This window comes from Pseudosporangium ferrugineum (assembly GCF_003002065.1).
GTDB lineage: Bacteria > Actinomycetota > Actinomycetes > Mycobacteriales > Micromonosporaceae > Actinoplanes > Actinoplanes ferrugineus_A.
In genome coordinates, this window is the sequence record NZ_PVZG01000029.1 from 44754 (window position 1) to 56520 (window position 11767).

The 11767-nt window shown below is 74.0% G+C and carries 10 protein-coding genes; 7 read left to right on the top strand and 3 right to left on the bottom strand.

From position 1 onward, the window contains the following. The first annotated feature begins 8 nt into the window (after positions 1-8). From hutU to hutH, 5 genes are read left to right on the top strand one after another with little or no spacing between them, the layout of a single operon-like run. The gene (gene hutU, locus CLV70_RS35155) at positions 9-1664 is read left to right on the top strand and encodes a urocanate hydratase (protein ID WP_106130956.1); all 1656 of its coding nucleotides are present in this window, start codon (positions 9-11) and stop codon (positions 1662-1664) included. Continuing rightward, a complete protein-coding gene (locus CLV70_RS35160; RefSeq protein WP_106130945.1) occupies positions 1661-2845 on the top strand; it encodes an allantoate amidohydrolase in 1185 nt (394 codons plus the stop codon). Before hutU ends, CLV70_RS35160 begins: the two co-directional genes overlap by 4 nt. Then, positions 2842-4116 (top strand): formimidoylglutamate deiminase, encoded by a 1275-nt coding sequence (locus CLV70_RS35165; protein ID WP_106130946.1) that lies wholly within the window; start codon positions 2842-2844, stop codon positions 4114-4116. Before CLV70_RS35160 ends, CLV70_RS35165 begins: the two co-directional genes overlap by 4 nt. Then, positions 4113-5261, top strand: coding sequence for an imidazolonepropionase (gene hutI / locus CLV70_RS35170; protein WP_106130947.1), 1149 nt, complete (start codon positions 4113-4115; stop codon positions 5259-5261). Before CLV70_RS35165 ends, hutI begins: the two co-directional genes overlap by 4 nt. Beyond that, the gene (gene hutH / locus CLV70_RS35175) at positions 5258-6793 is read left to right on the top strand and encodes a histidine ammonia-lyase (RefSeq protein WP_106130948.1); all 1536 of its coding nucleotides are present in this window, start codon (positions 5258-5260) and stop codon (positions 6791-6793) included. Before hutI ends, hutH begins: the two co-directional genes overlap by 4 nt. Positions 6794-6797: 4 nt before the next feature. Here the strand turns inward: hutH and CLV70_RS35180 are convergent, their stop codons facing one another. After that, positions 6798-8051 (bottom strand): hypothetical protein, encoded by a 1254-nt coding sequence (locus CLV70_RS35180; RefSeq protein WP_146164283.1) that lies wholly within the window; start codon positions 8049-8051, stop codon positions 6798-6800. Between the two features lie 104 nt (positions 8052-8155). Here CLV70_RS35180 and CLV70_RS35185 point away from each other — a divergent pair, with 104 nt between their 5' ends. Then, positions 8156-8668 (top strand): RNA polymerase sigma factor, encoded by a 513-nt coding sequence (locus tag CLV70_RS35185; protein ID WP_106130950.1) that lies wholly within the window; start codon positions 8156-8158, stop codon positions 8666-8668. Next, positions 8661-9716 (top strand): hypothetical protein, encoded by a 1056-nt coding sequence (locus CLV70_RS35190; RefSeq protein WP_106130951.1) that lies wholly within the window; start codon positions 8661-8663, stop codon positions 9714-9716. The genes CLV70_RS35185 and CLV70_RS35190 overlap by 8 nt, the downstream gene beginning before the upstream one ends. Positions 9717-10171: 455 nt before the next feature. Here CLV70_RS35190 and rdgB read toward each other — a convergent pair whose 3' ends face one another. Beyond that, positions 10172-10786 carry an RdgB/HAM1 family non-canonical purine NTP pyrophosphatase gene (rdgB, locus tag CLV70_RS35195; RefSeq protein WP_106130952.1) on the bottom strand — a complete coding sequence of 205 codons (615 nt, stop codon included), beginning with the start codon at positions 10784-10786 and terminating at the stop codon, positions 10172-10174. Continuing rightward, positions 10783-11511: a ribonuclease PH gene (rph, locus tag CLV70_RS35200; protein WP_106130953.1), complete on the bottom strand. Its 729-nt coding sequence runs from the start codon at positions 11509-11511 to the stop codon at positions 10783-10785. Before rph ends, rdgB begins: the two co-directional genes overlap by 4 nt. Positions 11512-11767: the final 256 nt, after the last annotated feature.

Genomic DNA, 11767 nt, shown 5'->3' on the forward strand with positions numbered 1-11767 from the left:
AGTCCGGCATGCCTGAGGTACGCGCACCGCGCGGCACGGCGTACACCGCGAAGGGCTGGCCGCAGGAGGCCGCCAAGCGGATGTTGATGAACAACCTCGACCCCGACGTGGCCGAGCGCCCCGACGAGCTGGTGGTGTACGGCGGCACCGGCCGCGCCGCCCGCGACTGGCCGTCGTTCCACGCGATCGTCCGCGAGCTGGACGAGCTGAGGGCCGACGAGACGCTGCTGGTGCAGTCCGGCCGTCCGGTGGGCGTGTTCCGCACCCACGAGTGGGCGCCGCGGGTCCTCATCGCCAACTCGAACCTCGTCGGCGACTGGGCGACCTGGCCGGAGTTCCGCCGCCTGGAGAAGCTCGGCCTCACCATGTACGGGCAGATGACCGCCGGCTCCTGGATCTACATCGGCACCCAGGGCATCCTGCAGGGCACGTACGAGACCTTCGCGGCCGTGGCCGCCAAGCGAGCCGCCGACGCCGCCGGGCGGTTCGGGGCGGACCTGGCCGGCACCCTCACGCTGACGGCAGGATGCGGCGGGATGGGCGGGGCGCAGCCGCTCGCGGTGACCATGAACGGCGGCGTCTGCCTGATCGTGGACGTCGACGAGTCGCGGCTGCGGCGCCGGGTGAAGGACCGCTACCTGGACACGGTGGCGAACGACCTGGACGACGCGGTGGCCCGGGCCGAGGCCGCGAAGCGGGACCGGGTGGCGCGGAGCATCGGCGTCGTCGGCAACGCCGCCGAGGTCTTCCCCGAGCTGCTGCGCCGCGGGGTCGCGATCGACATCGTGACCGACCAGACCAGCGCCCACGACCCGCTCAGCTACGTGCCCATCGGCGTCGACCCCGCCGGCGCCGCCGACTACGCGGCCGCGAAGCCGGAGGAGTTCACCGACCGGGCGCGGGAGAGCATGGCCCGGCACGTCGAGGCGATGGTCGGGTTCCTCGACGCCGGCGCGGAGGTCTTCGACTACGGCAACTCGATCCGGGGCGAGGCGCGGCTGGGCGGGTACGACCGGGCGTTCGCGTTCCCCGGTTTCGTGCCGGCGTACATCCGGCCGCTGTTCGCCGAGGGCAAGGGGCCGTTCCGGTGGGCGGCGCTCTCCGGCGACCCGGCCGACATCGCGGCGACCGACCGCGCGGTGCTCGACCTGTTCCCCGAGAACGACGCGCTGGCCCGGTGGATCCGGATGGCCGGCGAGCGGGTCGCGTTCCAGGGACTGCCCGCGCGGATCTGCTGGCTCGGCTACGGCGAGCGGGACAAAGCTGGCGTGCGGTTCAACGACATGGTGGCGCGCGGGGAGGTGTCCGCCCCGATCGTCATCGGCCGCGACCACCTGGACGCGGGTTCGGTGGCTTCGCCGTACCGGGAGACCGAGGCCATGCTCGACGGCTCGGACGCGATCGCCGACTGGCCGCTGCTGAACGCGATGGTCAACACGGCGAGCGGGGCGAGCTGGGTGTCGATCCATCACGGCGGCGGCGTCGGCATCGGCCGCTCGATCCACGCCGGGCAGGTCTGCGTCGCCGACGGCAGCGCGCTCGCCGGGCAGAAGATCGAGCGGGTGCTCACCAACGACCCGGGCATGGGCGTGATCCGGCACGTGGACGCGGGCTACGAGTCCGCGGCCGCCGCCGGCGTCCACATTCCGATGGAGAGAAAATGACCGCGGCCTTCCAGCGGCTCTGGCAGGAGATCGCGACCATCGGCCGCGACCCCCGGGGCGGCTATCTCCGGTACGCCCTGAGCGAGCCGGAACTGGTGCTCCGCGACTGGTTCCGCAATCAGGCGGCCCGCCGCGACCTGGCCGTCACCGAGGACGGCAACGGCAACCTGTTCGCGTGGTGGGGCCGGCCGTGGGGACCCGACGCGGTGCTCACCGGCTCGCACTTCGACTCCGTGCCGCACGGCGGGGGCTACGACGGGCCGTTGGGCATCGTCAGCGCGTTCCTCGCCGTGGACGCCCTGCGCGAGCGCGGGGTCACCCCCGGCCGGCCGATCGGCATCGCCGCGTTCGTCGAGGAGGAGGGCGGGCGGTTCGGCGTACCGTGCCTGGGGTCGCGGCTGCTGACCGGGGCGATCACCCCGGAGAAGGCGGCCGGGCTGTGCGACCGGGACGGGGTCACCTTCGGCGAGGCGCTCGGCGCGCGGCCGGCCGGGGCGCTGCCCGGGCTCGCCCGCCGGGTGTCCGCGGTCGTGGAGCTGCACATCGAGCAGGGCAAGGCGCTGGTCGACCTGGGTGCGCCGGTGGGGGTGGCCAGCGCGATCTGGCCGCACGGGCGGTGGCGGATGGACTTCACCGGCACCGGCGACCACGCCGGCACCACCCGGATGGCCGACCGGCACGATCCGATGCTGACGTTCGCGCACACCGTGCTGGCGGCCAACGAGGAGGCGCGTGCGGCCGGGGCGCACGCCACGGTGGCCCGGGTCGAGGTGGAACCGAACGCCACCAACGCGATCCCGTCGCTCGTACGCGGCTGGCTGGACGCCCGCGCGGCGGACACGCCGACCCTGGACCGGCTGGTCGAGGCGGTGCTCAAGCGCGCCACCGAGCAGGCCGGGCGGGACGGCACCGGCGTGGTCGTGGAGCCGGAGTCGCTGTCGCCGGAGGTCGCCTTCGACACCGCCCTGGCCGCGCGGCTGGCCGGGATCCTCGGCGGCGCCCCGATCCTGCCCACCAGCGCCGGGCACGACGCCGGGGTGCTGTCGGCGCACGTGCCGACCGCGATGCTGTTCGTCCGCAACCCGACCGGCGTCTCGCACTCCCCCGCCGAGCACGCCCCGGACGAGGACTGCGCGGCCGGCGCCGAGTCCCTGGCCACGGTCCTCGAGGCGCTCACATGACGTACTTCGCCGAGTACGCGTGGGTCGGTGGCCGGGTCGAGCGGGACGTGACCCTCGAGGTCTCCGGCGGCCGGTTCACCGCGGTCACGCCCGGGTCCGCGCCGGGCGGCACCCGGCTGCGCGGCCTCGTGCTGCCCGGCCTCGCGAACGCGCACTCGCACGCGTTCCACCGGGCGCTGCGCGGGCGTACGCACGGCGACCGCGGCAGCTTCTGGACGTGGCGCGAGCTGATGTACGAGGTGGCCGGCCGCCTCGACCCGGACGGCTACTACGCGCTGGCCCGGGCGGTCTACGGCGAGATGGCCCTGGCCGGCGTCACGTCCGTCGGCGAGTTCCACTACCTGCACCACGGCCCGGACGGCACGCCGTACGCCGACCCGAACGAGATGGGCCACGCCGTGGTGCGGGCGGCGCGGGACGCGGGCCTGCGGATCACCCTGCTGGACACGCTCTACCTGACGTCCACGGTGGACGGACGGCCGCTCGAGGGCGTCCAGCGCCGCTTCGGCGACGGGGACCTGGACGGCTGGCTGACCCGGACGGCGACGCTGCGCGACGGCGAGCACGTGCGCATCGGTGCGGCTCTCCATTCCGTACGCGCGGTGCCCGCGCACGCCCTCACGGCCCTCGCCGGCCGTGCGCCCCTGCACCTGCACCTCTCCGAGCAACGCGCCGAGAACGAGCAGTGCCGGGCGGTCCACGGCTGCACGCCCACCGAACTGCTGCACCGGCACGGCATCCTCCGACCGGGCACCACGGCCGTCCACGCGACCCACCTGACCGGCGACGACGTGAAGCTCCTCGGCGGCAGCGGCACCGGCGTCTGCCTGTGCCCCACCACCGAACGGGACCTCGCCGACGGCATCGGACCCGGCCGTGCCCTCGCCGACGCCGGTTCCCCGCTGAGCCTCGGCAGCGACAGCCACGCCGTCGTCGACCTCTTCGAGGAGGCCCGCGGCGTGGAGCTGGACGAGCGCCTCGCCACCGAACGCCGGGGCCACTTCTCCCCCGCCGAACTGCTCGCCGCGGCCACCGCGCACACCGCGCTGGGCTGGGACGACGCCGGAGAACTGGCGGTGGGCAAGCGGGCCGACCTGGTCGCGGTCTCCCTGGATTCGGTACGGACGGCCGGCATCGACCCCTCCGGCCTGGTCTTCGCCGCCACGGCGGCCGACGTCACCCACGTGGTCGCCGACGGCCGGACGATCGTGGCGGACGGGCGGCACACCGGCTTCGACGTGGCGGCGGCCCTGCGGGAGGCGATCGCATGAGCCTCGTGATCACGAACATCGGCGAGCTGTTCACCGCCGACGACGAGCTCGGCATCCTGCACGACGCCGCGCTCGTCGCCGAGGGCGGCCGGATCGCCTGGCTCGGCCCGGCGGCGCAGGCCCCCGCGGCCGACGAACGGCTCGACGCGGGCGGTCGCGCGGTGCTGCCCGGCTTCGTCGACAGCCACGCGCACCTCGTCTTCGCCGGGGACCGCGCGGCCGAGTTCGCCGCCCGGATGGCCGGGGAGCCGTACACGGGCGGCGGCATCCGCACCACCGTCGCCGCGACCCGGGCGGCGACCGACGAGCAGCTGCGCGCCGCCGCGGGACGGCTCGTCGCCGAGATGCGGCGGCAGGGCACCACCACGGTCGAGATCAAGAGCGGCTACGGCCTCGCCGTCGAGGAGGAGGCGCGCAGCCTGCGCCTCGCGCGCGAACTCACCGCCGAGACCACGTTCCTCGGCGCGCACGTCGTACCGGCGGAATACCGGGACCGGCCCGACGAGTACGTCGCCCTGGTGGCCGGCCCCATGCTCGACGCCGCCGCGCCGTACGCCCGCTGGGTCGACGTCTTCTGCGAGCGCGGCGCCTTCGACGGCGACCAGGCCCGCGAGATCCTCACCGCCGGGCTGAAGGCGGGGCTGGGCGCGCGGATCCACGCCAATCAGCTCACCGCCGGTCCGGGGGTGCGGCTGGCGGTCGAGCTCGGGGCCGCCAGCGCCGACCACTGCACGCACCTGAGCGACGCGGACGTGGACGCGCTCGCCGGCTCCCCGACGGTGGCGACGCTGCTGCCGGGCGCCGAGTTCTCCACCCGGTCGCCGTATCCGGACGCGCGGCGGCTGCTCGACGCCGGTGCCACGGTCGCGCTGGCCACCGACTGCAACCCCGGCTCGTCCTACACGTCGTCGATGCCGTTCTGCGTCGCTCTGGCCGTACGGGAAATGCGGTTGACCCCCGCCGAGGCCGTGCGGGCGGCGACCGCGGGCGGCGCACGGGCCCTGCGCCGCGACGACATCGGGGTGTTGCGCCCCGGGGCAAGGGCCGACCTGATCGTCCTCGACGCCCCCTCCCACCTGCACCTGGCCTACCGGCCCGGGGTTCCGCTGATCCGCACAGTTCTGCACGACGGAGTGCCGCTATGAACGTCATCGTCCAGCCCACCGGCATCACCCCCGCCGACGTCCTCGCCGTCGCCCGGCGCGACGCGCGGGTCGAGATCTCCGAGGCCGCCGTCGCGGCGATGGGCCGCAGCCGGGCCATCGTCGACGGCATCGAGGCCTCCGGCCGTCCCGTGTACGGCGTCTCCACCGGCTTCGGCGCCCTCGCCAACACGTTCATCGCCCCCGAGCGCCGCGCCGAACTGCAGCACGCGCTGATCCGTTCGCACGCGGCCGGGGTCGGCGCGCCGATGCCCCGCGAGGTGGTGCGCGCGATGATGCTGCTGCGCGTACGGTCGCTGGCCCTGGGCCTGTCCGGGGTGCGCCCCAGGCTCGCCCAGGGCCTCGTCGACCTGCTCAACCACGACATCACGCCGTGGGTGCCGGAGCACGGCTCGCTGGGCGCGTCGGGCGACCTGGCGCCGCTCGCGCACTGCGCGCTCGTGCTGCTCGGCGAGGGCTGGGTGCTCGGCAAGGACGGCGCCCGGGTCGACGCGGCGCAGGCCCTGCACGCCGCCCACCTCGAGCCGCTCGACCTGGCCGCCAAGGAGGGCCTGGCGCTGATCAACGGCACCGACGGCATGCTCGCCATGCTGCTGCTCGCGATCGACGACGCCGGGCACCTGTTCGCGATGGCGGACGTGACGGCGGCGCTCGCGATCGAGGCGATGCTCGGCTCGGAACGCCCGTTCCTGCCCGAGCTGCACGCGATCCGCCCGCACCCCGGGCAGGCCGCGTCGGCCGCGAACATCCACCGGCTGCTGCAGAACTCGTCCATCATGGACTCGCACCGCGACGACCTCGCCCACGCCGTGCAGGACGCCTATTCGATGCGCTGCGCGCCGCAGGTCACCGGCGCCGCGCGGGACACCCTGGAGTTCGTCCGTACGACGGCCGCCCGGGAACTGCGCTCGGTGGTGGACAACCCGGTGGTGCTCACCGACGGCCGGGTCGAGTCGACCGGCAACTTCCACGGCGCGCCCCTCGGCTTCGCCGCCGACTTCCTCGCCATCGCCGCGGCCGAGGTCGGCGCCATCGCGGAACGCCGGGTGGACCGCCTGCTCGACGTGGCCCGCTCCCGCGAGCTGCCGCCGTTCCTGTCCCCCGACGCCGGCGTCAACTCGGGCCTGATGATCGCCCAGTACACGGCCGCGGGGATCGTCGCGGAGAACCGCCGTCTCGCGGGCCCGGCGTCGGTGGACTCGCTGCCGACCAGCGGCATGCAGGAGGACCACGTCTCCATGGGCTGGGCCGCGGCCAAGAAGCTGCGGACCGTGCTGGACAACCTGACCAGCTTGCTGGCGGTCGAGCTGCTCGCCGGCGTGCGCGGCATCCAGCTGCGCGCGCCCCTGGTTCCGTCGCCGGCCGGGCGCGCCGCGGTGGCCGCCGTGGCCGGGTTCGCCGGGGAGCCGGGGCCGGACGTGTTCCTGGCCCCGGTCATGGAGCAGGCCCGCGCGGTGATCGCGGGCCGTGCCCTGCGCGCCGCGATCGAGGCCGACCTCGGCGCGCTCGGCTGACGCCTCAGCCGACGACCTCCGTGCGGACCACGATGACGCGGGGGTTGTTGTCCACGTCGGTGAACGCGCGCGCCAGGTAGATCCACTCGCCCTGGACCGCCACGGCGTCCGCGTGCCCGGCCACGGTCGACAACGAGCCGTCCTTGCGTACGCGCAGGATCTCGGTGTCTCCGCGCCGCTGCTTCTTCGACCGTTCGAGCAGCTCACGCTGGGTGTCGGTGACGTCGCCCGTCCACGCGAACGAGTCCGGCAGGAAGTCGCTCTCCGAGTGCACGCTGGTCAGGTACAGGTCGCCGTCCGCGTCGGTGACCAGGCTGGCGTTGCTCTGCCCGAGCCGCGCGCTCCCGGTGCCGGTCAGGTTCACCCGCGCCTTCTTCGCCGGGCCCCGGTCCAGGAACGGCTCCTCGGGCGGCTCGGCGTCCTCGTCGTACCCGCCGCCGGTGTTGCCGATCACCTCGTGCGCGAGGCCGTTCGGGCGGACCGCCACGACGCTGCGGCGGCCGGGTGCGGCGTACAGGGTGCCGTCCGGGCCGAGCGCCAGCGGATCGTTGAGCCCGTTCTCCACCGCGATCTGCGGGCCGGGGGTCTCCGCCGGGAAACCCGTGGTGGTCCGCGCCGAGCGCCACTGCCGTTCGGTGAGACCGGTCAGGTCCCGGCCCAGCACCGTCTTCAACTTCCCGTCCTGCACCGTACGGACGAGCTGATGGGTGACCGGCTCGATCCGCTCCTCGGCGAAGTACAGCCGGTCGTCGGCCGTCACCGCCACCCCGTGCAGGTAGCGGACGTACGCGCCGGCGACCGCGGCCCCGTCGGCGGCGGGCTTGCGGTCGCCCCGGTACGTGTCCCGGTCGATGCCCACCTTCTGCGCCACGGACCCGTCGGCCTTGATCTGCCACACCCCGCCGTCGCCGTTCCACATGGCGGCGTACACGGTGTCGCCGGGCCCGGCCGCCACCTGGCTGATGTAGTCGGCCTTCAGGTCGGGCACCGTGACCTTGCCGAGCTGCCCGTCCCGGACCGCCCACAGCGTGAGGACGTCCTTCTGCTCGGTCAGCACCCGCAGCACACCGTCGCGCCCGGCCACCATGTCGACGAGCCGCCCGTCGATGAACGCGTCCGCCGCGGCCCCGCCGTCGTTCTCCCCGCCGCCGGCGACCACCTCGATGAACTGCGCCTCGGCCCACGCCGGATCGCACCCGGCGCCGGCCACCAGCAGGCCGGCGGCCAGCAACGCCCCGGCAATCCCCCGTGTCTTCACGGTGCAAATGGTAGGGCCTTTTTTCGTACGCCGGGGGGCGGCAAGATCCGGCGGGAACCGGACATGTGGGGGGCGACTGATTCACTTCGGCCTTCGGAGGTGGCATGGACGAGGACCATTTCAGCGACTTCTACTCCGCGCAGTTCGCTGATGTGTGGCGGTTCGCCCGGCGGCGTACGGAAACCGGCCACGACGCCGACGACGTCACGGCCGAGACGTTCGCCGTGGCCTGGCGCCGCCGCGCCGACATCCCCGCGGACGGCGCACGGCTGTGGCTGTTCGGTGTGGCCCGCAACGTGCTGGCCAACCACGACCGCGACTCCCGCCGGCGCGGCCGCCTGCACCTGAAGATCCTCACCCGGGGCACGCCGCAGGAAACCTACGAGACCGCCGACAACCCCGGCAGCGACCTGTGGCGGGCCCTCGCGGCGCTCTCACCGGACGACCGCGAGCTGCTCCTCCTGCGCGCGTGGGACCGCCTCGCCGTGACCGAGATCGCCACCCTGCTCGGCATCAGCGCCGCGACCGCCTCGTCCCGCCTGCACAAGGCCCGGCGACGCCTGGACCGAGAACTCGACCCGGACACGACCCGACCCCGAGAGGACGAGCATGCCTGACGCCGACCTGGACTTCTTCCGCATGCCCGACCCCGACCTGGACTTCCTCCGCCCCCTGGACCCCACCCTGCACGACGAACCGCCGTCGCCCGGCTCGCCCCGCTATGAGGCCATCCGCCCTGATCGGCGCCGCGACAGCCGAGGGCTGCGGATGGTGGCATGGGTCACGGGCCGCCGCCGGACTCCGACCGCGACGCCGATCAGGGGTCGCGGCCGGACCGTGGCGGCGACACCGGTCAGTAGCCGGACCGTGGCCGCGACGCCGGCCAACGGCCGCGGCCGGACTGTGGCCGCGGCGCCGATCAGTAGCCGGACTGTGGCCGCGACGCCGGCCAACGGCCGCGGCCAGGCTGTGGCCGCGACGCCGGTCAGGGGCCGCCGTTGGATGCCGTGGACGGTGGCGGCGGCCGGGGCGGCGGCGTCGGTGCTGGCCACGATGGTCGTCCTCGGCGGCGACGGCACCTCCGCCTCGGCGGCGGTCCTGACCGCGGCGGAACGCACGGAGAAGGTGGTCACACTCCGCGGCACCACGCAGGACGAGATCAGAACCGGCGGCGCCTCGACCACCACGGTGGAGGCGAACGGCCCAGACCTGAAGATAACGACGCAGGAGGGCGGCGGCACGATCACCACGACGGTCATCGGCGACACGGTCTACGAATCCCGCTCCGACGGCACCTCGCTCAAGCAGAAGCTCCGGGCCGGGGAACGCCTGGCCCCCTTCGCCCAGTCCACCGGAAACGTCATCCGGGCCGCCCTGAACGACGCAAACGTCACCGCCAAGGGCACCGACCGCGTACGCGGCACCGAAGCCGAGCACTACCACGTCGAACTCACGCCGAAATCCCGCAGGGCCCTGGCCGCCCTCCCCCCGGGCCAGGCCGCCTGGTTCGAGGTCGAGGACGCCGACAAGATCACCTCCATCGACATCTGGACGGCCGGCGACCTGATCCGCCGCATCACGGTCGACCAGCCCGAACGCCTCACCACGGCCGAGTATTACGACTTCGGCCACCCGGTGACGATCACCGTCCCGCCCGGCTTCTGACCGCCCGGCCCGGCCCGCCCGGCCTCTGTCAGCCGGCCCGGCCTCTGTCAGCTGCTCCGGCTCACCCGGTTCAGGACCGGCGGGCCGGGCTCACCCGGTTCGCCCGGTTCGCCCGGTTCGCCCGGCTCATGACCGGCGGGCCGGGCTCACCCCGCTCGCAACCGGCGAACCCGGCTCACCCCGCTCGCAACCGGCGGGCCGGGGTTGCCTGGCTTCTGACCGGCCGGCGGCGTGCGAACCGACTCGGCCGGCCGGAGCGCAGCCGCCGCTGTGCCGTCGCCCGCTCACGCACCGAGCCGCGCCGTTCGCCGCCGCGCGCTCGCGCACCCAGCCTGCCTGCCGCCGTGCTCACGCCCCAAGCCTGCCTGCCGCCGTGCTCACGCACCCCGCTTGAACACCGGTATCGCCCTGCCGCCGCGCTCTCCCGGTGCCGGATGAAGCGCGGCGTCAGCGGGTCAGCGGGGTAGTTCCTTGGCGATGACCTTGGAGAGCTCGCGGAACGCCCGGCCGCGGTGGCTGATGGCGTCCTTCTCCGCCGGGCTCAGCTCGGCGTTGGTCTTCTCCTGGCCCTCGCCGAGGAAGATCGGGTCGTAGCCGAAGCCTCCCGTGCCGCGGCGGGCGCGCAGGATGCGGCCCGTCTGGCGCCCCTCGACCAGGTGTTCGCGGCCGTTGGGCAGGACCAGGGCGGCGGCGCAGACGAAGGCGCCGCCGCGGTGCTCGTCCGGGACGTCGCCGATCTGGGCCAGCACCAGGTCGAGGTTGGCCTGGTCGTCGCCGTGAGCGCCGGACCAGCGGGCGCTGAACACGCCCGGCATGCCGTTGAGGGCGTCCACCGCGAGACCCGAGTCGTCGGCGACCGTCGGCAGGCCGGTGCGGGAGGCGCCCTCGCGCGCCTTGATGAGGGCGTTCTCGCCGAAGGTCAGCCCGGTCTCGGGGACGTCCGGGTAGTCGGGGAAGTCGCCCAGCCCCACGAGCTTGATCCCGCCGGTGCCCAGCGACGCGTCGAGGATCCGCTGGAGCTCGACCAGCTTCTTGAGATTGGCCGTGGCCAGCAGCAGGCGTGCGCTCATGAGGCGAGCGCCTTCTGCTGCGCGGCGGCGAGCTCGGTGCACCCCAGCACGCCCAGGTCGAGCAGGGCGTCGAGCTGGTCACGGCGGAACACGTTGGCCTCGCCGGTGCCCTGGACCTCGACGAAGTCGCCGTCGCCGGTGCAGACCACGTTCATGTCGACCTCGGCCGCGACGTCCTCGGCGTACATGAGGTCGAGACGGGGTTCGCCGGAGACGAGGCCGACGCTGACCGCCTGGATGGAGCGGTGCATGACCGCGGCCGGCTTGCCGGCGAGCGACTTGCGGTCGGCGAGCCAGGTGACCGCGTCGTGGAGGGCGACGTAGGCGCCGGTGATGGCGGCGGTGCGGGTGCCGCCGTCGGCCTGGAGCACGTCGCAGTCGAGGACGATCGAATTCTCGCCGAGAGCCTTGAGGTCGATGCAGGCACGCAGGCTGCGCCCGATCAGCCGGGAGATCTCCTGGGTGCGGCCGCCGACCTTGCCCTTGACGCTCTCCCGGTCGCCGCGGGTGTTGGTGGCGCGCGGGAGCATCGCGTATTCGGCGGTCACCCAGCCGAGGCCGGAGCCCTTGCGCCAGCGCGGCACGCCCTCGGTGACGCTGGCCGTGCAGAGCACCCGCGTGTCGCCGAACTCGACGAGCACAGATCCCTCGGGATGGATGCTCCACCTGCGGGTGAGGGTCACGGTACGGAGTTGATCCGGCGCTCGGCCGTCGGGGCGTGCCATGGCCAAGAGCCTAGGCGGACCGTGACCGGTTCGCGCCGCCGGGTGGCGCGCCTGTGGACAACCGCGCGTTGTGGATAACTCGGGCCGCCGCCCCCGGACCGCCCAGAATGGTCGGCACGAACGACCGGCGAGGAACGGGGGCAGGGATGAGCGCGGAGAAGCTAGTGTGCTGCGCCGGAAATTCGCCTACAAAATCGTGCGAGTGATTCGAGGATCTCCTCGGCGGTCTTGGTCCAGATGAACGGTCGTGGGTTGC

Coding starts and splice junctions, on each gene's coding strand:
- hutI (WP_106130947.1), top strand. CDS start 4,113: ATGAGCCTCGTGATCACGAACATCGGCGAGCTGTTCACCGCCGACGAC.
- CLV70_RS35160 (WP_106130945.1), top strand. CDS start 1,661: ATGACCGCGGCCTTCCAGCGGCTCTGGCAGGAGATCGCGACCATCGGC.
- hutH (WP_106130948.1), top strand. CDS start 5,258: ATGAACGTCATCGTCCAGCCCACCGGCATCACCCCCGCCGACGTCCTC.
- CLV70_RS35185 (WP_106130950.1), top strand. CDS start 8,156: ATGGACGAGGACCATTTCAGCGACTTCTACTCCGCGCAGTTCGCTGAT.
- CLV70_RS35165 (WP_106130946.1), top strand. CDS start 2,842: ATGACGTACTTCGCCGAGTACGCGTGGGTCGGTGGCCGGGTCGAGCGG.
- hutU (WP_106130956.1), top strand. CDS start 9: ATGCCTGAGGTACGCGCACCGCGCGGCACGGCGTACACCGCGAAGGGC.
- rph (WP_106130953.1), bottom strand. CDS start 11,511: ATGGCACGCCCCGACGGCCGAGCGCCGGATCAACTCCGTACCGTGACC.
- rdgB (WP_106130952.1), bottom strand. CDS start 10,786: ATGAGCGCACGCCTGCTGCTGGCCACGGCCAATCTCAAGAAGCTGGTC.
- CLV70_RS35190 (WP_106130951.1), top strand. CDS start 8,661: ATGCCTGACGCCGACCTGGACTTCTTCCGCATGCCCGACCCCGACCTG.